The organism is Microbacterium sp. SL62, assembly GCF_026672635.1.
Lineage (GTDB): Bacteria > Actinomycetota > Actinomycetes > Actinomycetales > Microbacteriaceae > Microbacterium > Microbacterium testaceum_A.
On record NZ_JAPPRM010000001.1, the window covers coordinates 2,995,476 to 3,013,190 of the forward strand.

21 protein-coding genes are annotated in these 17,715 nt (G+C 72.4%); 11 read left to right on the forward strand and 10 right to left on the reverse strand.

The window, feature by feature from the left end; all coding sequences use genetic code 11:
- Positions 1-48 precede the first annotated feature (48 nt).
- From OVA26_RS14350 to OVA26_RS14360, 3 genes are read right to left on the reverse strand one after another with little or no spacing between them, the layout of a single operon-like run.
- Positions 49-552 (reverse strand): bifunctional nuclease family protein, encoded by a 504-nt coding sequence (locus OVA26_RS14350; RefSeq protein ID WP_268104559.1) that lies wholly within the window; start codon positions 550-552, stop codon positions 49-51.
- A gap of 37 nt (positions 553-589) precedes the next feature.
- Positions 590-1,210, reverse strand: coding sequence for a response regulator (locus OVA26_RS14355; protein ID WP_074695602.1), 621 nt, complete (start codon positions 1,208-1,210; stop codon positions 590-592).
- Complete coding sequence (locus OVA26_RS14360; protein WP_268104560.1) at positions 1,207-2,370, reverse strand: sensor histidine kinase; 1,164 nt, start codon at positions 2,368-2,370, stop codon at positions 1,207-1,209. The genes OVA26_RS14355 and OVA26_RS14360 overlap by 4 nt, the downstream gene beginning before the upstream one ends.
- A 146-nt stretch (positions 2,371-2,516) precedes the next feature.
- Between OVA26_RS14360 and OVA26_RS14365 the strand changes: the two genes are divergently transcribed.
- Both OVA26_RS14365 and OVA26_RS14370 read left to right on the forward strand, forming a co-directional pair.
- Positions 2,517-3,578: an ABC transporter permease gene (locus OVA26_RS14365; RefSeq protein WP_056230215.1), complete on the forward strand. Its 1,062-nt coding sequence runs from the start codon at positions 2,517-2,519 to the stop codon at positions 3,576-3,578.
- Positions 3,575-4,270 carry an ABC transporter ATP-binding protein gene (locus tag OVA26_RS14370; protein WP_268104561.1) on the forward strand — a complete coding sequence of 232 codons (696 nt, stop codon included), beginning with the start codon at positions 3,575-3,577 and terminating at the stop codon, positions 4,268-4,270. Before OVA26_RS14365 ends, OVA26_RS14370 begins: the two co-directional genes overlap by 4 nt.
- Here OVA26_RS14370 and OVA26_RS14375 read toward each other — a convergent pair.
- Complete coding sequence (locus OVA26_RS14375) at positions 4,251-4,613, reverse strand: hypothetical protein (RefSeq protein ID WP_268104562.1); 363 nt, start codon at positions 4,611-4,613, stop codon at positions 4,251-4,253. The two genes, OVA26_RS14370 and OVA26_RS14375, sit on opposite strands and share 20 nt — an antisense overlap.
- A 230-nt stretch (positions 4,614-4,843) precedes the next feature.
- Between OVA26_RS14375 and OVA26_RS14380 the strand changes: the two genes are divergently transcribed.
- The gene (locus tag OVA26_RS14380) at positions 4,844-5,125 is read left to right on the forward strand and encodes a metal-sensitive transcriptional regulator (protein ID WP_056230224.1); all 282 of its coding nucleotides are present in this window, start codon (positions 4,844-4,846) and stop codon (positions 5,123-5,125) included.
- A 9-nt stretch (positions 5,126-5,134) separates the two neighbouring features.
- On the forward strand, positions 5,135-5,476 hold the full coding sequence (locus OVA26_RS14385; protein WP_268104565.1) for a heavy-metal-associated domain-containing protein: 342 nt from the start codon (positions 5,135-5,137) through the stop codon (positions 5,474-5,476).
- A 41-nt stretch (positions 5,477-5,517) separates the two neighbouring features.
- On the opposite strand, the gene OVA26_RS14390 is transcribed toward OVA26_RS14385, so the two are convergent.
- Together OVA26_RS14390 and OVA26_RS14395 are read right to left on the reverse strand one after the other, a co-directional pair.
- Positions 5,518-5,811: a hypothetical protein gene (locus OVA26_RS14390; RefSeq protein WP_268104566.1), complete on the reverse strand. Its 294-nt coding sequence runs from the start codon at positions 5,809-5,811 to the stop codon at positions 5,518-5,520.
- 100 nt (positions 5,812-5,911) lie between these two features.
- Positions 5,912-6,457 (reverse strand): PadR family transcriptional regulator, encoded by a 546-nt coding sequence (locus tag OVA26_RS14395; RefSeq protein ID WP_268104567.1) that lies wholly within the window; start codon positions 6,455-6,457, stop codon positions 5,912-5,914.
- Between the two features lie 131 nt (positions 6,458-6,588).
- Here OVA26_RS14395 and OVA26_RS14400 point away from each other — a divergent pair, with 131 nt between their 5' ends.
- Genes OVA26_RS14400 through cydC form a run of 5 tightly spaced genes read left to right on the forward strand, consistent with a single transcriptional unit; the run spans position 6,589 to position 12,467 of the window.
- Positions 6,589-8,028, forward strand: coding sequence for a cytochrome ubiquinol oxidase subunit I (locus tag OVA26_RS14400; protein ID WP_268104568.1), 1,440 nt, complete (start codon positions 6,589-6,591; stop codon positions 8,026-8,028).
- Positions 8,029-8,037: 9 nt separating this feature from the next.
- Positions 8,038-9,069 (forward strand): cytochrome d ubiquinol oxidase subunit II, encoded by a 1,032-nt coding sequence (gene cydB, locus OVA26_RS14405; RefSeq protein WP_268104569.1) that lies wholly within the window; start codon positions 8,038-8,040, stop codon positions 9,067-9,069.
- 7 nt (positions 9,070-9,076) lie between these two features.
- Complete coding sequence (locus OVA26_RS17380; RefSeq protein WP_326493371.1) at positions 9,077-9,364, forward strand: hypothetical protein; 288 nt, start codon at positions 9,077-9,079, stop codon at positions 9,362-9,364.
- Positions 9,361-10,785: a thiol reductant ABC exporter subunit CydD gene (gene cydD, locus OVA26_RS14410; RefSeq protein ID WP_326493372.1), complete on the forward strand. Its 1,425-nt coding sequence runs from the start codon at positions 9,361-9,363 to the stop codon at positions 10,783-10,785. The genes OVA26_RS17380 and cydD overlap by 4 nt, the downstream gene beginning before the upstream one ends.
- Complete coding sequence (gene cydC / locus OVA26_RS14415) at positions 10,782-12,467, forward strand: thiol reductant ABC exporter subunit CydC (RefSeq protein WP_268104570.1); 1,686 nt, start codon at positions 10,782-10,784, stop codon at positions 12,465-12,467. The genes cydD and cydC overlap by 4 nt, the downstream gene beginning before the upstream one ends.
- Before the next feature lies 1 nt (position 12,468).
- Here cydC and OVA26_RS14420 read toward each other — a convergent pair whose 3' ends face one another.
- The 4 genes from OVA26_RS14420 to OVA26_RS14435 all read right to left on the reverse strand — a co-directional run bounded on the left by OVA26_RS14420 (position 12,469) and on the right by OVA26_RS14435 (position 15,638).
- On the reverse strand, positions 12,469-13,512 hold the full coding sequence (locus OVA26_RS14420; RefSeq protein ID WP_268104571.1) for a sulfate/molybdate ABC transporter ATP-binding protein: 1,044 nt from the start codon (positions 13,510-13,512) through the stop codon (positions 12,469-12,471).
- Complete coding sequence (gene modB, locus OVA26_RS14425) at positions 13,509-14,288, reverse strand: molybdate ABC transporter permease subunit (RefSeq protein ID WP_268104572.1); 780 nt, start codon at positions 14,286-14,288, stop codon at positions 13,509-13,511. The genes OVA26_RS14420 and modB overlap by 4 nt, the downstream gene beginning before the upstream one ends.
- Positions 14,285-15,043, reverse strand: coding sequence for a molybdate ABC transporter substrate-binding protein (gene modA / locus OVA26_RS14430; RefSeq protein WP_268104573.1), 759 nt, complete (start codon positions 15,041-15,043; stop codon positions 14,285-14,287). The genes modB and modA overlap by 4 nt, the downstream gene beginning before the upstream one ends.
- A gap of 199 nt (positions 15,044-15,242) precedes the next feature.
- Positions 15,243-15,638: a TOBE domain-containing protein gene (locus OVA26_RS14435; protein WP_074695585.1), complete on the reverse strand. Its 396-nt coding sequence runs from the start codon at positions 15,636-15,638 to the stop codon at positions 15,243-15,245.
- Between the two features lie 74 nt (positions 15,639-15,712).
- Between OVA26_RS14435 and moaA the strand changes: the two genes are divergently transcribed.
- Both moaA and OVA26_RS14445 read left to right on the forward strand, forming a co-directional pair.
- Positions 15,713-16,933: a GTP 3',8-cyclase MoaA gene (gene moaA, locus OVA26_RS14440; RefSeq protein ID WP_268104574.1), complete on the forward strand. Its 1,221-nt coding sequence runs from the start codon at positions 15,713-15,715 to the stop codon at positions 16,931-16,933.
- Positions 16,930-17,712, forward strand: coding sequence for a HesA/MoeB/ThiF family protein (locus OVA26_RS14445; protein ID WP_074695581.1), 783 nt, complete (start codon positions 16,930-16,932; stop codon positions 17,710-17,712). Before moaA ends, OVA26_RS14445 begins: the two co-directional genes overlap by 4 nt.
- Positions 17,713-17,715 lie beyond the last annotated feature (3 nt).

A 17,715-nucleotide genomic window follows, 5' to 3' on the forward strand; every position in this document is an offset into this window, starting at 1 on the left:
CGGCCCTTCCGCGAGTCTAGGAGCGTGCGGGGGCACCCGGGATCGGTGCTAGCCCTGGAAATCGTCGGGATCGACGTGGTCGAGGAACCTTCGGAATTCCTCCACGCGGTCCTCGTCGGCCCGGTCGCCGTCGAGCTCCACGGCGTCGTCGGGGACTCCGGCCTCGTCGAAGACGGCATCGGCCACGAGGATCGGCGCATCGGCGCGGGCGGCGAGGGCGATGGCATCCGAGGGGCGGGAGTCGAAGGTGCGGGGCCCGACCGGGGTGTTCAGCACTACCCGCGCGTGGAAGGTCCCCTCGTCGAGGTGGGTGATCTCCACCCGGTCGACCGACGCGGACAGCTCGCCGAGCATCGCGGTCATGAGATCGTGCGCGAGGGGGCGCGGAGATCCCGTGCCCTCGATCGCGACGAGGATCGACATCGCCTCTTGCGGTCCGATCCACACGGGCAGCACGCGATCGCGTCCTCGAGTCGCGTCGATCGGTTTCAGCAGGATGACGTGCTGCTGGGCGGGGTCGAGGGCGACCCCGACGACGCGCACCCTGATCATGGGGCCATCGTAAAGGCCCGCGCACCCGCGTGGAGGATCAGCGCAGGATGCCGAGGGCTCGAGCCGCCGAGACGGCGGCGGTGCGAGAAGAGACGCCGAGTTTCGAGAACACGTGCGCGAGGTGCGACTTCACCGTCGCGTCGGTGATGTGCAGGCGCGCGGCCACCTCGGCGTTCGAGGCGCCTCGCGCGACGAGACGCACCACCTCGATCTCGCGCACCGACAGGGTCACCCGCGGCTCGCGCAGACGGGCGAGGAGGCGCCCCGCGATCGCCGGGGCCAGAGCGCTCTGCCCGGCCGCAGCGGCACGGACGCCGGCGAGGAGCTCGTGTGGCGGGGCGTCCTTGAGCAGGTACCCGCTGGCTCCCGCCTCGACGGCGCCGAGGATGTCGCCGTCGGTGTCGTAGTTCGTCAGCACGAGCACGTACGGTGGCGCGGCGAGCGCGCGCACCCGTCGGGTGGCCTCGGCTCCCGCCGCCCGTTCGCCGAACTGCAGGTCCATCAGCACGAGCTCCGGCGCGAGCGACGCGGCGAGGGCGACGGCCTCGTCGGGGGTGGCCGCCTCGCCCACCACCTCGATGTCGGCTTCGGCATCGAGCAGGGCGCGCACACCCGCCCGCACCACCGGGTGGTCGTCGGCGATCACGACGCGGATCATGCCGCCCCTCCCGGAAGGACGACGGTGATGGTCGATCCCGCGTCGGGCGCGCTGTCCACGTCGAGCACGCCGTCGAGCTGATCGACGCGCTCGCGCATGGCGCGCAGCCCGAAGGAGTCCGTTCCGAATGCCGCCTGCTCGGCGCCGCTCGCGTCGAACCCGATGCCGTCGTCGGTCACGGTCAACCGCGCACCCCCCGCCTGCGGGACGAGTCGGATGCGCACGCTCCGCGCCCGCGCGTGCTGGGCGACGTTCGCGAGGGCCCCCTGGGCGATGCGGAGCAGAGCGGTCTGCGCGTCCATGGGCAGCGAGACCGCGGCATCCACTTCCACCTCCACGTCGACGCCCTCGCGGGCGCCCCACCCGGCGGCGAGACGCTCGAGGGCCGAGCCCAGGCCGCGATCGAGGCTCGGCGGAGCGAGCTCGCGGATGAACCGACGCGTCTCGGCGAGACCGTCGGCGGCCGTCTGGCGCGCGAGGCGCACGTGCGCGATCCCGGGGCCGTCGGCGTCGGCCCGCTCCGCCGCGTGCAACAGCATCTGGATGCTCGACAGCCCCTGGGCGACGGTGTCGTGCAGTTCGCGGGCGAGTCGCGCGCGTTCGGCGAGCGTCCCCTGCTCGCGCTCGGCGGCGGCGAGCCGACCGCGCGTGGCGATCAGTTCGGACATGAGCGCCTCGCGCTCCGCGGCCCGCCTCTCCAGAGCCCCGTAGCCCAGGCCGATCAACAGCGCCACCCCCGCCCCGACGACCGGACCGACGACCCCGCCGACGGTGAGCCCCCCGTGCACGGCGAAAGCGGCGATCGTGAGGGCCGTGGTGCCGACGACGGCGAGCGGTCCGGCCGCCCCCGGCAGGACGTGCAGGTACAGGAAGAACAGGGGGAACACGAGGTACGCCGCTTCGGGCACGAGCCACACCAGCGCCGCCCACACCACCGTGAGCGCCACCACCCACACGACGCTGCGCCGCGAGCGCCCCGAACGCGCGACCCAGAGCCCCGCGAGGTACACGACCCCCAGCACGCCGGCGAGCACGAGGGCGAGCAGCGATCCGTTCGTCAGCAGGACGCGCGCGACGACGAGGGCGAGCAGGCCCCCGAAGAGGGCGTGCAGGCCCACGCGCAGCCCCGTGAAGACGGGGGCGAGGGGTCGATGGCTCATGTCACGCTCCAGGCTACGGATGCCAGGACCCCGGCGGATCATCCGAAAGGTGGAGAGAGAGTTCGCCCACCCCGCCGATGCCCGCGAGCCCGCCCCTGGCGAGGCTGGGACGGTGCCGGCGAGAGTCGTCGGCGGAAGGAGGCGACGTGTACGTCGCATGGCGCGATCTGCGGTTCGCCCGCGGGCGATTCGCCCTCATCGGGGCGGTCGTCGCCCTCATCACCCTGCTCGTCGGCTTCCTCTCGGGGCTGACGGGCGGCCTCGCCGCTCAGAACGTCTCGGGCGTGCTCGCTCTCCCCGGGGACCGGCTGGTGCTGCACCCGGTCGACGGCGCGAGCGCGACCTTCGCGGACTCGACCATCGAGGCCGACACCGTCGCCGCCTGGCGCGCGGCGCCCGGAGTCGACACGGTCACCCCCGTCGGCATCACGCAGACGCGGGCCGAGGGTCCCGGCGCCTCGACCGCTGTCGCCCTCTTCGGGCTCGACGCGGGTACGGCCTTCGCCGCCCCGCGCCGCGACGACGAGGTCGACCTGTCGGCGGGCGCCGCGAAGGCGCTCGGGGCGGCGGTCGGCGACGACGTCTCGATCGCGGGCTCGTCGTACCGCGTGGCCGCGATCGGAGGTGACGAGTGGTACAGCCACACGCCCGTCGTCGCGCTCAGCACGGCGGCCTGGACGACCCTCGCCCAGCGTCTGGGTGGGACGGGGCAGCCGACGGTGCTCGCCGTCACCGGCTCCCCCGCGTGGGATTCCGTGGCCGCCGACACCGGCACCACGGCATCCACTCCTCTGGCGAGTCTCACGGCGCTGTCGACGTTCCGGTCCGAGATCGGTTCGCTCGCGCTGATGATCGCGATGCTCTTCGGCGTCTCGGCCCTCGTGGTCGGAGCCTTCTTCACCGTGTGGACGATGCAGCGCTCGGCCGACATCGCCGTCCTCAAGGCCCTCGGGGCGAGCACCCCCGCCCTCGTTCGCGACGCCCTCGGCCAGGCGTCGGTGGTCCTCATCCTCGGGGTCGGTGTCGGGATCGGTCTGACCGCCCTGCTCGGGGCCGTCGCCGGCGGCACCCTGCCCTTCGTCCTGAGTCCGCTGACGACCCTCGCGCCCGCGGCGGTCATGATCGCGCTCGGCCTTCTCGGCGCGGCCGTCTCTCTGCGCACCGTCACCTCGTCCGACCCTCTCACCGCCCTCGGGAGCACCCGATGATCCTTCTCGACGACGTCACCCTCACCTACCCCGACGGAGACGCCCGCGTCACCGCGGTCGACCGTGTCACGCTGGAGGGACGACCGGGGATCGTCACCGGCATCACCGGTCCCTCGGGATCGGGCAAGTCCAGCCTGTTGGCCCTCGCCGCCACCCTCATCCGTCCCGACTCCGGGCGGGTGATCGTCGCGGGAACGGATGCCACCCGGCTCAGCGCCTCGGGAGCGACGGCGCTGCGACGCGATCGCATCGGGATCGTGTTCCAGCAGCCCCAGCTGCTTCCCGCCCTCACCGCCCGTGAGCAGGTGCGGGTGATGGCGGAGCTCGGGGGCTCCGGTCGGCGCGAGCGACGCTCTCTCGTGCGCGCGCGGGTCGACGAGCTGCTGGACGCGGTCGGGCTCGGCGCCGTCGCGGACCGTCGTCCCGCACATCTGTCAGGTGGTCAGCGCCAGCGCGTGGCGATCGCCCGCGCCCTCGCGCACGAGCCGCGGGTGCTGCTGGTGGACGAGCCGACGAGCGCCCTCGACAGCGCCCGGGGCACCGAGATCATGGCGTTGCTGTCGCGGCTGACGCGCGAGCGCGAGACGGCGACCCTTCTGGTGACGCACGATCTGGTACACGCCCATGCCCTCGACGAGATGGTCGAGGTCGTCGACGGGCGGGCGGCCCTCGTCACCAGCCGTACGCGTTGAACCACTCGCGACGGCGATCGGCTTCGGAGCGCGATTCGTCGCCGCGCCACGAATCGTGTGGCTCCAGAAGGCCCTCGCCGTCGCGGCTCACGAACGCCCAGCAGACGGGGCACAGCGCGCGCCCGCCGGGGAACCGGTCGTCGAGGACCGGGGCGGGTTCTGCGGGGGTCCCGGCCGCGGCGCACTCCGGCGGGTCCGCCTGCAGGTCGTTCCACAGCAGGCGTCCGCCGGTGCGGTGGTGAAGGCCGCGGTGGCCGTCCTCACGGGTGCAGATCTCGCCGTTTCTTCGGCTGAGGCACAGCCTCCGGGCGGCGCCCGGAAGCGCTGCCAGTGTTCGCGTCATCCTTCGATTCTCGCCGCTGCGAGCGCAGCGGGGGCAGGTGCGGGATGCGCACGGGGCGATGGGGGCCGGTGGGGAAGGGATCGGCGGTCATCGCTGACCACCACCGGTGCGACGAGAGAACATGTCGACCTCCTGATGGTTCGACCATCCGCCCGCGAGCCGAGGATTCCGAGGGGGTTGACAGGACCGGGGACGGTGCTAGGCATACCCCACGGGGGTATCATCGGGGCATGCACGGATACGAGGGCCACAAGGACGACCTCCTCAAGCGCCTGCGACGGGCCGAGGGCCAGGTGCGCGGCATCGCGCGCATGGTCGACGACGACCAGTACTGCATCGACATCCTCACCCAGGTCTCGGCGGTGACGAAGGCGCTCGAGAACGTCGCCCTCTCCCTGCTCGACGATCACCTGTCCCACTGCGTCGCCGAAGCCGCCGCGCAGGGCGGCCCCGTCGCGGAAGAGAAGCTCAAAGAAGCCAACCAGGCCATCGCCCGGCTGGTCCGCTCGTAAGGAGAACCCATGACCGAACAGCGCATCGACCTCGACCTCACCTCACCCCGCTCCTCCGGCGGCGGCTGCGGCGACGGATGCGGGTGCGGCCACGGGGCCGCGGCATCCCCCGCCTCCCCCTCCCGCGCGGACGCGGGGGCGTCGACGGTCCTCCGCGTCGAGGGGATGACCTGCGACCACTGCGTGCGCGCGGTGACCGAAGAGCTCAACGCCCTCGACGGCGTGGAGGTCGTCGACATCGACCTACGCGCGGACGACGCGTCGCTCGTGCGCATCACCTCGACGGGCGCGGCCGACCAGGCCGCCCTGAGCGCCGCGATCGACGAAGCGGGCTACACGCTGATCCGCTGACCGAGGACGCACGGACGGCTTGCGTCACCACGCGGGCGGACTCAGAGGACGCGACGCACCAGGGCGTCGACCGCCGCGTGGAAGGTCAGGTGCTGCGACACCTCGACGGCGCGGTCGTAGCGCGGGCCGCCGAGCGCCACGAAGACGGCACCGACGACCTCGACGTACCCGACGATGTCCCCCTCACGGGCGACCTCGTACAGGTCGAGGTCGATGCGCGTCCACGGGATCTCGGTGAGAGCGGGCGGGGCCGCGAGCGGTGTCGCCCCGGCTTTCGCCGCCGCGCGGGCAGCCTTCGACGATCCCGGTCGACTGAGGGGTGCTTCCATGACCATGCGAGAACTCCTTGGGTCGTACCGGGGTGTTCTCACAGTGCGCTGTCGACCCCTGATCCGCTCCTCCCTTGACGGGATGGCGAAACGGCGATACGCCCGGTCAGACGGCGCTGCGCGCGGGTCGCCCGCGGCGCGGACGATCCTCGGACAGGTCGAAGGACTCCGCTCCGGCGGCGAGCTGCTCGACCTCGTCGAGCCAGCGCAGGTCCGCCTCGAGCCTCTCGCGGCGCGCTGCGCGCACGATCGCTGAGGGCACGGCATCCGGCAGCTCCTCGTCGACCTCGGCGAGCGCCGCGCGGGTCGCGTCGCGTTGCACCGACAGGATGCCGGGGACATCGGCCCCGGGGAGCGTCACCGCCAGCGCGAGCTTGAGGGCGACGTCGTCGCGACCCTCGACCAGCGAGGCACCGGACAACCAGGCTCGCGCCTCGGCGCGGCCGTCGTCCGTCAGGTCCCAGAGCACGCGCGCCTCGTCGTCGATGCCGGCCCCCTGGACGAGACCGTCGCGCTCGAGGCGTTCGAGGGTGGTGTACACCTGCCCGACGTTGACCCGGGCCCCCGTGCGCCGTTCGTACTCCGCGCGCAGCTGCGAGCCGTAGCAGGCGCCGCGATCGAGGATCGCGAGCAGGCTCAGACGAACGGACACGACGCCTCCTGGCGGGTCTGAAATGACTTGCCGAGTATATCGTTCGACGCCGAGGGATCCCTCGACGCGCCGCAGAGCCCCGGCGTAGCATGTGGTCTGACCACACAATCCGGTTCGATCGGAGGCTCCTGATGGAGTGGCTCGACCCCCTCGCCCTCGCCCGCTGGCAGTTCGGGTTGACGACGCTGTACCACTTCCTCTTCGTACCCCTGACCCTCGGAATGTCGCTCGCCGTGGCGATCTTCCAGACGGTCTGGTACCGCACGGGAGACGTGCGGTGGCTGCACATCACGCGCTTCTTCGGGAAGATCTTCCTGATCAACTTCGCGATGGGCGTGGTCACCGGCATCGTCCAGGAGTTCCAGTTCGGCATGAACTGGTCGGCCTACTCCCGCTTCGTCGGCGACGTCTTCGGCGCCCCGCTCGCCTTCGAGGGCCTGCTCGCCTTCTTCCTCGAGGCGACCTTCATCGGCCTGTGGATCTTCGGGTGGGACAAGCTCCCCCGCCTCGCACACCTCGCGAGCATCTGGATGGCGTCGATCGGCGCGACCCTGTCGGCGTACTTCATCATCGCCGCCAACGCCTTCATGCAGAACCCCGTCGGCTATCAGATGTCGGCGGACGGTCACCGCGCCGAGCTCGTGGACTTCTGGGCCATGCTCACCAACCCCGTCGCCCTCGCGGCCTTCCCCCACACGATCTTCGCGGGCTGGATGTTCGCGGCCATGGTCATCGTCGCGGTCTCGGCCTGGCACATGGCACGCGGGCGCAACACCGAGATGATGCGCAAGACGCTCCGCTTCGGACTGTGGTCGACGGTGGTGTCGTTCGTCCTCGTCGCTATCGTCGGCGACCAGCTGAGCCTCGTGATGGTCGCGACCCAGCCGATGAAGATGGCGGCGGCCGAAGCGACCTTTAACACCGTCTGCGGGCAGGATGCCTCGTTCTCGATCTTCACGCTCGGCACGCCCGACGGAACGAGCGAGCTGTTCAGCATCCGCGTGCCGTTCTTGCTCAGCATCCTGTCGACGCACTCGCTCGACGGCTGCGTCGAGGGCATCAACGACCTCAACACCCTGTACAGCCAGCAGATGTTCCCCCAGTTCGCCGACCAGGTCGACGGCAACTTCGCCCCCGTGCTGTGGGTCACCTACTGGGCGTTCCGCTGGATGATCGCCCTCGGCGGCATCGCGGCGCTCGTCAGCGTCGTCGGCCTGTGGGTCACCCGCAAGAAGGCCACGCGCCCCGTCGCCGGCTGGATGTGGCGCGTCGCGATCTGGGCCGCTCCCCTGCCGATGCTCGCGAGCCTCGTCGGGTGGGTGTTCACCGAGATGGGCCGTCAGCCCTGGATCGTGTTCGGCCTGATGCTCACGCAGGACGGCGTCTCGCCGAGCGTGCCCGGCTGGAGCGTGCTGATCTCGCTCGTCGCCTTCACCCTCGTCTACCTCACCCTCGCAATCGTCGAGTTCGGTCTCATCGTGAAGTTCGCGCAGAAGGGCCCCGAGCCGCTGCCCGACCCCGATGCCGAACACGACGACTCGGTCGAGAACACCCCGACCACGGTCTACTAGGAGCCCCTCATGGACCTCGCATACCTCTGGTTCTGGATCGTCGCCTTCCTCTTCGTGGGCTACTTCGTGCTCGACGGCTTCGACTTCGGCGTCGGCATGTCGATCCCGTTCCTCGGCAAGGACGACATCGCCCGACGGCAGATCATCAACACCATCGGCCCCGTCTGGGACCTCAACGAGACCTGGGTGATTGTCGCCGGCGCCGCCCTGTTCGCGTCGTTCCCCGAGTGGTACGCGACCCTGTTCAGCGGGTTCTACCTGCCGCTGCTCGCGATCCTCATCGCCCTGATCGCCCGCGGCGTCTCGTTCGAGTACCGCCACCAGCGCGACTCGCTGAAGTGGAAGCGCGCGTTCGACCGGATGATCTTCTTCGGCTCGGCCGCCCCGGCGTTCCTGTGGGGCGTCGCCTTCGCCAACATCGTGCAGGGCGTCCCCCTCGACGCCGACCACGAGTACGTCGGCACCGTGCTGACGCTGCTCAACCCCTACGGCATCCTGGGCGGGCTCACGACCCTCACCCTGTTCTTCGTGCACGGGGTGTACTTCGTGGCCCTCAAGACCGACGGCCAGGTGCGCGCCGACGCCCGCTCGCTCGCAAAGAAGGCGGGAGTGCTGACCATCGCGCTGGCCGCCCTGTTCCTCGGCTGGACGATCGTGAACGCCGCGAGCACGGAGGCGCCCCTGCTCCTCGGTGTCGTCGCCCTGGCCGGTGTCGCCGCCCTGACCCTCATCGGGTCGTGGATCGCGAACCTCCGTGATCGCGAAGGCACCGCCTTCACCCTCGGCGCCGTGACGATCGTCGCCGCCGTCGCAGCCCTGTTCTTCGCCCTCTTCCCGAACGTCATGCCCTCGACGCTCGCCGCGGACTCGAGCCTCACGATCGACAACGCCTCGAGCACCGACTACACGCTCACGATCATGAGCTGGGCGGCGCTGATCTTCCTGCCGCTGATCCTGGCGTACCAGGGCTGGACGTACTGGGTGTTCCGCAAGCGCGTCACCCGCGCCCGCATCGAGAAGGCCGCGCTCGTCGCCCACTGAGACCGTCATGAAACCCGTCGACCCCCGGCTGCTCCGTCACGCCACCGCCTCCCGCGGCTTCTTCGCGGTGACCGCGGCGATCGTCCTCGCCCAGACGGGCACGATCATCGGATTCGCCTGGGCGCTCACCAGCGCCCTGGTCGGCGTCATCGCGGGCCGAACGGTCGGCGAGCTGTGGGGGTTCGTGGGGGTCGCGGCATCGCTCGTCCTGCTCCGCGGGCTCCTCGGGGCGGCCTCGGAGCGCGTGTCGGCCCGGGGGCGGCCGCGGCGTCGCTGCAGCTGCGGACGGCCGTGATCGGCGCGGTCGGACGCCTCGGCCCCGCCTGGCTCGCTCGCCGCAATTCCGCCTCGCTCGCGGTCACGGCGGGCCACGGTCTCGAGGCGCTCGACGCCTACTTCGGCCGGTACCTGCCGCAGCTGGTCGCCACCGCCATCACGATGCCGATCCTCATCGGGGCGATCACGCTCGCCGACCCGCTGTCGGGCCTGATCGTTGTGCTCACGATCCCCCTGATCCCCCTGTTCATGGTGCTGATCGGCTGGGCGACCCGCGGCGTGCAGCAGAAGCAGTACCGCACCCTCGGCCGCCTGGCCGCGCGCTTCGCCGACACCGTCGAAGGCCTCGGCACCCTCAGGGCCTTCGGTCGGCAGCATCGCGCGGCGGACTCGATCGAGACGATCACGCGCGACTACAAGCGCGAGACGATGACGGTGCTGCGCGTGTCGTTCCTCTCCGGGTTCGCGCTGGAGTTCCTGGCATCGATCTCGGTCGCGATCGTGGCGGTCACCATCGGCTTCCGCCTGCTCTCGGGCGATCTCAGCCTGCTCGTCGGTCTGTTCGTGCTGCTGCTCGCCCCCGAGGCGTACCTGCCCCTGCGCCAGGTGGGCGTGCAGTTCCACGCCGCGTCCGAGGGGGTCGCGGCGACCGACGAGATCTTCGACACGCTCGACGCCGCGCGCTCCGCTCGAGAAGAGCGGGGTCCGGATGCCATGACCTCGACGCTCGGATCGACGGTGACGCTCGAGGGGGTCCGGGTGCACCGCGAGGGACACGCGCTGCCCCGCGTATCGCTGTCGGTAGGGCCCGGAAGGGTGGTGCTCGTGACCGGCCCGAGCGGCGTCGGGAAGTCGTCGCTGATCGCCGCTCTCCTCGGGTACGCCGCGCACGACGGCCAGGTGCGCGTCGACGGCGTCGCCGTCCCGCACGCCCGCGACGCGGTCGCCTGGGCGGGCCAGCGGCCGGGGCTGGTGTCGGGCACGGTCGCCGAGAACGTGTCGCTCGGGTCCCCCCTCGACTCCGGCCGCATCTCCGCCGCCCTGGCCGACGCGGGCGCATCCGACATCGACCCCGGGATCGTGCTCGGTGCGGGAGGAGCGGGCCTCTCGGGCGGCCAGGCGCAACGCGTCGCCGTCGCGCGGGCCCTGTACCGCGCGCGAATCGGCGCGGTGCCGGTGCTCGTGCTCGACGAGCCGTCGAGCGCCCTGGATGCCGACACCGAGGCCCACCTGTGGAAGACCCTCCGCCGCGAGGCCGACGCCGGCCGCGGCGTGCTCCTCGTCTCGCACCGCCGCTCCGCCCGCGCGATCGCCGACGAGGTGGTCGAGCTCACGCCCCCGTCCCTTTTGCGTGAGGGGTCGGAATCTGTCGCTTCAACGGGGTCCCAGGCGACAGATTCTGACCCCTCGCGCGCACGCGGACGGCAGGTGCGGTCGTGAACGCGCGTGTCCGCGGCATCCTGCGCTCGGCGATGCCCTCGCGGCGACGCTTCGCGCCCGCGGTGCTGTCGGGTTTCGGCACCGCGGCGAGCTCGATCGCACTCCTCGCGGCGAGCGCGTGGCTCATCGCGCGGGCCGCCGAACAGCCCCTCGTGATGTACCTGTCGATGGCGGTGGTCGGGGTACGCGCGTTCGCCCTGTCGCGGGGAGTGTTCCGCTACCTCGAGCGCCTCACCGGACACGACGCGGCCCTGGAACAGCTCGCGGGAGTTCGCGCCGATCTCGTGCGCGACCTCGTCCCCCTCGCTCCCGACGGACTCGCGCGCTCGCGGCGCGGGGGGCTGCTCTCGAGCGTCGTCGACGACGTCGACGAACTGCAGAACCTCCCCCTGCGCGTGATGCTCCCCCTCGCGGTCGCCGTCCTCACCTCGCTCGCCGCCGTGGTGTTCACCGCGATCGACTCGTGGCCCGCGGCCGTCGTGCTGTTCGTCTGCCTGGCGGTCGCGTTCGCCGTCGCGGTCGTCGTGGGCGGGGCCACCGGTGCCCGCGCCGAGCGCTCGATCGCCCCCCTCCGCGCCGCCGTCGCCGACGCGGTGCACGACCTGCTCGCGAACCTCGACGTGCTGACGGCCTACGGAGCCCTGGATGCCGCGACCGAGCGCGTCCGCCGTGCCGATGCCGCTCTGCGCCGAGCCGTCGTCCGACGCGGCGGGGCGCAGGGGCTCACCTCGGGAGCCGTCTCGGTGCTCGCCGGGGTCGCCTCGCTCGCCGCCCTGCTCGTCGCCGCCCCGTCGCTCGCCGGTGGATCCCTGTCGGGCCCGGAGCTCGCCGTCGTCGTGCTGGTGCCGATGGCCGTGTTCGAGGTGTTCGGGCCGGTGCCCCTCGCCCTGGCCTCCTGGCGCCAGGTGCGCTCCGCGGCGGAACGTATCGCCGACGCCGTGCCCGAAGCCGTCCCCGACGGACTCCCCCGCGACGAGCACGCCGCAACCGGTGCGGCGCCGATCCTCGGCGCGGGCCTCGAACTGACCGGCGTCCGCGCGCACTGGCCGGCACGCGACGACCTCGACGCCGACGCCGGCCGCCTCGACGACATCGCCCTGCGCCTGGGGCCGGGCGAGCGCGTCCTCGTCACGGGTCCGAGCGGAGCGGGCAAGACCACGCTGGCGCACGTGCTCACGCGCTTCCTCGACTACGAGGGCTCGTACCGGGTCGGCGGCATCGAAGCCCGCGACATCTCGGGCGACGATCTGCGCCGCACCGTCGGGATCATCGAGCAGTCGCCGTACCTGTTCGACGAGTCCGTGCGCCAGAACCTCCTCTTCGCGCGCGAGGGCGCCACCGACGACGAACTGTGGACGGTGCTCGAGCGCGTCGGCCTCGATCTCTGGGTCCGCGAGCGCGGCGGCCTCGACGCCCGAGTCGGCGACCGGGGTGGGCTGGTGTCCGGCGGGCAGGCTCAGCGTCTCGCGCTCGCGCGGGCGGTGCTGCGCGACTTCCCGGTGCTCGTGCTCGACGAGCCCACCGCGGGCGTCGATCCCGCGGCATCCGACGCTCTGCTCGTCGACCTGCTCGGTGCGATCGGACGGGACCGGGCCGTCGTGCTGGTCTCGCACGTCGAGGTGCCGGAGGGGCTGGTCGACCGCGAGGTGCGGCTCGAGAACGGGCGCGTGGCGGCGGCCTGAGTCAGCGTGACGCGACGAAGCGGACGCGCTCCGGCGGCACGCTCCACCGCACCGTGTCGCCGGGCCGGATGGATGCCGCCTCGATCGGCGCCACCTCGGCGGAACCCTCGTCGGTGACGACGCGCACGCCGGTCGGCGTGGGCTCCAGGGAGACCACGCGGACCGGAGTCCCCTCTCCGAGTCGCGCGTCGGTCGCACGGTAGACCGCCGCGAGAGCGGCACCGTCGGTCGCGGCGAGCGCACGAGAGGCCGGATCCGCCGACGCGAGCCGGAGCGCGCCCCGCACGAACGCCCCGCCGCGGGCCTCGCCGACGAGCCGCTCCAGACCGGCGATCCGCGCCGCGACGTCGGTGAGCGGGGCCGAAAGCACCTCGCGAACGGGCCCCTCCTGCGTCACCCGCCCGCGCTCCACGATTACGAGGCGGTCGGCCAGGGCGGCCGCGTCGATCGCGTCGTGGGTGACGGCGACGGTCGTCACGCCCGCGAGCCGCTCCCTCAGCATCGCGCGGATCTCCGAGGCCGTGAGCGCATCGAGCGCGACGAGGGGTTCGTCGAGCAGGACGACCCGCGGCTCGGCCGCCAGAGCCCGGGCAACCGCGACGCGTTGCTGCTCGCCGCCCGACAACTGTGCGGGGCGCCGATCGCCCGTGCCCGGCAATCCGACGCGGACTAGCCACTCCTCGGCGGCGTCGCGGGCGACGGATGCCGTTACCCCGGCCGCCCGCGGACCGAAGGCGACGTTCTCGCGCACGGGGAGGTGCGGAAAGAGGCGCGCCTCCTGCCCGAGCAGCACGATCCCCCGGTGCATCGGGGCGGTCCGCGTGCGCGGCGGGCGGTCGAGGACCCGCCCGTCGACCGAGATCTCCCCCTCATCGAGCGGCGTGAGCCCGGCGAGCGCGCCGAGCAGCGTCGACTTCCCCGCGCCGCTCCGGCCCATCACGGCGACGGTCTCGCCCGGGGCGACGTCGAGCGTGGCGTCGACGACGAAGTCACGGCGGCGCACGCGGATGCGGGCGCGGAGCTCAGCGGCATCCGGAATCGTCATCTGCCCACCCCCGGTCGCCACCCGCGCACGAGCAGCAGCACGGCGACGGCGGTGATCAGCAGCAGCAGCGACAGAGCGACCGCGGTGCCCTGGGACACTCCCGCTCCGTTGAACGCGGTGTAGATCGCCAGCGGCATCGTCTGCGTGACACCGGGGCGGTTGCCCGCGAACAGCGCGGTCGCCCCGAACTCCCCGATCGCTCGAGCGAAGCACAGCACCACTCCGGCGACGATGCCGGGAGCGGCCAACGGCAGGGTGACGCGCCGGAGGATCGTCGCGCGCGACGCCCCGAGCGAGGCGGCGGCGCGTTCGAATTCGACCCCCGTGCTGCGCAGCGCCCCCTCGACCGCGAGGACGAGGAACGGAAGGGCGACGAACACCTGGGCCAGCACGACAGCGGTGGTGGTGAACGGCAGGGCGAGGAAGCCGAACCAGCCGTTGCGCCCGAACAGATACAGCAGGGCGACGCCGCCGACCATCGGGGGCAGCACGAGCGGCACGGTGACGACCGCGCGCAGCAGAGCCGCCGTCCGCGCGGGACTGCGGGCGATGAGAAGGGCGAGAGGGATGCCGGCCACCGCGCACACCGCGGTGGCCGCGGCCCCCGTTCCCAGCGACAACGCCAGGGCCGAGAGGGCGGCCTCCGACGTCACGTCGCTCCAGAGCGTCGCCCACTCCACCCGCGCGATGAGGGCGGTGAGCGGAACCAGCAGGAACAGCAGGCCGAGCACCGCCGGCACGATCAGCCAGCGGGGGATGTATCCCGCCGCTCTCACGGCACGCGGAAGCCCGCGTCGGCGAGCACGCGTTGCCCGTCCTGCCCGAGCACGAACGCCACGAATGCGGCCGCGGCCTCGGGGTTCGGGGCACCGGTCAGGGCGGCGATCGGGTAGCGGTTGACGACGGCGTCGGCACCGGCCGGCACGATCGTCTCGACGTCGTCGCGACCGTTGACGTCGGTGGCGTAGACGAGACCCGCGTCGGCCTCGGAGGCGGCGACCTTGGTGAGCACGGCGGTGACGTTCTGCTCGGAGCTGGCGGGCGTGACGGCGACTCCGGCGTTCGACAGGAGGGTCTGCGACGCCGCGCCGCACGGGACCTCGGGGGCGCACAGCACCGTCGTGACCCGGGCCAGGTCCGCGAGGGTGGCCACGGCGCCGGGATTACCCTTCGGCACGGCGATCACGAGGGTGTTGCCGGCGAACAGCCGGGGGTCGGGTGCCTGCTCCTTCACCTTCGCCATGTTCTTCTCGTCGGCCGAGGCGAACACGTCGGCCGGCGCGCCCTCACCGATCTGCGTCGCGAGGGTGCTCGATCCGTCGTACACCGCGCTCACCGTGACCCCGGGATGGGCGGCCTCAAACGCGGCGGCGATCTCGTCGAACGACCGCTGCAGCGAGGCGGCGGCGTACACCTCCAGCGTTCCCGAGAGGGAGTCCTCGGATGCCGCGGGCGCGGGTGCGGAGCTCGCGCACCCGGCGAGCAGGGCCGCCGCGGCGGCGACGACGGCAAGACGGAGGGGGCGGCTCATGACGTTCCTTTCGGCGCGCCGGCGGCTCGCTGACCTCCCATTGTTCCGCATATGCGGAGTCAGGGGGTCATTTCGTCCGCTCGGGCCCGCGAGACGGCATCTCGCCGACGAATCGGTTGCCGCCGGACGCAGAGTCGTCAGCGAGATACGGTCTCGACGGGCAAAGCCCCGCCCGGCGCTCGCCCGACGATCCGGGGTCTCAGCCGCGCGGGGCCTCGACGGTGACGACCGTCGCCTTCACCGACGCGACGGCCAGCGACCCCGGCTCGAGAGCAAGCTCTTCGGCGGCCTCGGCCGACATGAGCGACACCACCCGGTGGGGTCCGCACTGCAGGTCGACCTGGGCCATGACCCCGTCGATCTGCACGCGGGTGACGATCCCCACGAAGCGGTTGCGGGCGCTCGAGGCGATCGCGGTCGGGTCATCGGGCTCGGCCGCGAGCGCCACCGCCCGCGCGGCCAGCGCCGCCCCGGGGATCTCCGTCGGCGACGCCCCGGTCGTCGGCAGCGCACCCTGGTCGATCCACCGGCGAACGGTGTCGTCGCTGACTCCGAGCAGACGCGCAGCCTGCGCGATCCGGAAGGTGTTCGGCATCCCCCGACCGTACCCCTCCCGTGAGACTCGGGCCCGTCGCCCTCCCCCTCCCCGCGCTGACCTAGGCTCGACCCATGGATGCCGAGCACGCGAGCCCAACGCGACGGCCGGTGGCCGTGGCCCTCGGCGCGACCGTGACGTCATCGGGGGCCACCGCGCTCCCCTCGACCGGCGCCGCCTCTCCGGCATCGGGCGCGACCGCCCTCCCGGCGACCGGCGCCCCCTCTCCGGCATCCGGCGCGACGGCCCTCGCCGCGACCGGCGCCCCGCAGTCCGGCGGACTGCTCGACCGCTTCGGCCGCGTCGCGACCGACCTACGCGTCTCGGTCATCGACAAGTGCAACCTGCGTTGCACGTACTGCATGCCGGCCGACGGGATGCCCTGGCTCCCGCAGACGCAGTTGATGTCGACCGACGAGATCCGCCGCATCGTCCGCGTCGCCGTGCAGTCCCTCGGTGCGGAGGAACTGCGGATCACCGGCGGCGAGCCCCTCGTGCGCAAGGACCTCGAGTTCATCATCGCCGGCATCCGCGAGGACAACCCCGACCTGCCCATCTCGATGACCACGAACGCCGTGGGTCTCGATCGCCGCGCCCAGGCGCTGAAGGACGCGGGCCTCACCCGCCTCAACGTCTCGCTCGACACCCTGCACCCCGAGACCTTCGCCGAGCTCACCCGCCGCCCGCACCTCGACAAGGTGCTCGCGGGCCTCCAGGCCGCGCGCGCCGCAGGCCTCGGGCCCATCAAGATCAACGCGGTCCTGCTGCGCGGCATCAACGACACCGAGATCGTCTCGCTCGTCGATTGGGCCGTGACCAACGGGTTCGAGATGCGCTTCATCGAGGACATGCCCCTCGACGGAGACCGATCGTGGATGGCGACGAACGTCATCGCCGCGCGCGACATCCGCGCCGAGATCGAGACGGCGTTCTCTCTCACCCCCGATCCACGCGGACGCGGCGCCGCCCCCGCCGAGCGGTGGGAGGTCCGCCGCCCCGGAGAGACCGCCGTCGCCGGACACATCGGCATCATCTCCTCGGTCACCGAACCCTTCTGCGCCGCCTGCACACGTACCCGGGTGACGGCCGACGGCAAGGTGCGCTCGTGCCTGTTCTCGCACGAAGAGACCGACCTTCTCTCGACCCTGCGTGCGGGAGCCGACGACGCCGGTATCGCGCAGGTCTGGCGCGAGGCCATGTGGGCGAAGCCCCGCGCCCACGGCTCCGACCGCGTAGGGCTCGCGCGCCCCGACTTCGTGCAGCCCGAGCGCACGATGAGCGCGATCGGCGGATGAAGCCGCTCGTCGAACCGGTGGCGTCGCTCGCCCCCGAAGAACTCATCCGCACCGCTCGTCACGCCGTGCTCGCCGCGATCGGCGAGGAGGGCCAGCGCCGCCTGGCCGCAGCGCGCATCGCGCTCGTCGGAGCCGGCGGCCTCGGCTCGCCCGTGCTGCTCGCGCTGGCCGCGGCCGGGGTCGGCGAGCTCGTCGTCATCGACGACGACACCGTCGAGCGCACCAACCTGCAGCGCCAGCTCGCGCACCGCATCACCGACATCGGCACCGCCAAGACGGCATCCGCCGCTCGTGCCGTGCGCGACCTGTCGCCCCTCACCGTCGTCCATGAACGAACGGTACGACTGACCTCCGACAATGCTGCCGAGCTCTTCGCGGGCGCACACCTCGTGATCGACGGGAGCGACACCTTCGACACGCGAGAGGCCGTCGCCGCCGCGACCGAGGATCTCGGCATCCCCCTCGTCTGGGGAGCCGTGCAGGAGTGGGCCGCCCAGGTGACCGTGTTCTGGTCGACTCCGCCCGAGGGGCACGCGCCCGTCGTGCTCGGCGACCTCTTCCCCACCGGTTCCGCCGGAGAGCCGCCCACGTGCGCCCAGGTCGGCGTGCTCGGATCGCTGTGCGTGCAGGTCGGGGGGATGCTGGCCACCGAGGCGATCAAGCTCGTCACCGGCGCGGGAGAGCCTTTGCTCGGCCGGCTCGTCGTGATCGACGCCCTGCGCGCCCGTCACGACGTGATCCCACTCTCGCCCGCCGCCCGCCCCGCCGTTTCGTCCTGACCC

Coding starts and splice junctions, on each gene's coding strand:
- OVA26_RS14350 (WP_268104559.1), bottom strand. CDS start 552: ATGATCAGGGTGCGCGTCGTCGGGGTCGCCCTCGACCCCGCCCAGCAG.
- OVA26_RS14355 (WP_074695602.1), bottom strand. CDS start 1,210: ATGATCCGCGTCGTGATCGCCGACGACCACCCGGTGGTGCGGGCGGGT.
- OVA26_RS14360 (WP_268104560.1), bottom strand. CDS start 2,370: ATGAGCCATCGACCCCTCGCCCCCGTCTTCACGGGGCTGCGCGTGGGC.
- OVA26_RS14370 (WP_268104561.1), top strand. CDS start 3,575: ATGATCCTTCTCGACGACGTCACCCTCACCTACCCCGACGGAGACGCC.
- OVA26_RS14375 (WP_268104562.1), bottom strand. CDS start 4,613: ATGACGCGAACACTGGCAGCGCTTCCGGGCGCCGCCCGGAGGCTGTGC.
- OVA26_RS14380 (WP_056230224.1), top strand. CDS start 4,844: ATGCACGGATACGAGGGCCACAAGGACGACCTCCTCAAGCGCCTGCGA.
- OVA26_RS14385 (WP_268104565.1), top strand. CDS start 5,135: ATGACCGAACAGCGCATCGACCTCGACCTCACCTCACCCCGCTCCTCC.
- OVA26_RS14390 (WP_268104566.1), bottom strand. CDS start 5,811: ATGGTCATGGAAGCACCCCTCAGTCGACCGGGATCGTCGAAGGCTGCC.
- OVA26_RS14400 (WP_268104568.1), top strand. CDS start 6,589: ATGGAGTGGCTCGACCCCCTCGCCCTCGCCCGCTGGCAGTTCGGGTTG.
- cydB (WP_268104569.1), top strand. CDS start 8,038: ATGGACCTCGCATACCTCTGGTTCTGGATCGTCGCCTTCCTCTTCGTG.
- OVA26_RS17380 (WP_326493371.1), top strand. CDS start 9,077: ATGAAACCCGTCGACCCCCGGCTGCTCCGTCACGCCACCGCCTCCCGC.
- OVA26_RS14420 (WP_268104571.1), bottom strand. CDS start 13,512: ATGACGATTCCGGATGCCGCTGAGCTCCGCGCCCGCATCCGCGTGCGC.
- modA (WP_268104573.1), bottom strand. CDS start 15,043: ATGAGCCGCCCCCTCCGTCTTGCCGTCGTCGCCGCCGCGGCGGCCCTG.
- OVA26_RS14435 (WP_074695585.1), bottom strand. CDS start 15,638: ATGCCGAACACCTTCCGGATCGCGCAGGCTGCGCGTCTGCTCGGAGTC.
- moaA (WP_268104574.1), top strand. CDS start 15,713: ATGGATGCCGAGCACGCGAGCCCAACGCGACGGCCGGTGGCCGTGGCC.
- OVA26_RS14445 (WP_074695581.1), top strand. CDS start 16,930: ATGAAGCCGCTCGTCGAACCGGTGGCGTCGCTCGCCCCCGAAGAACTC.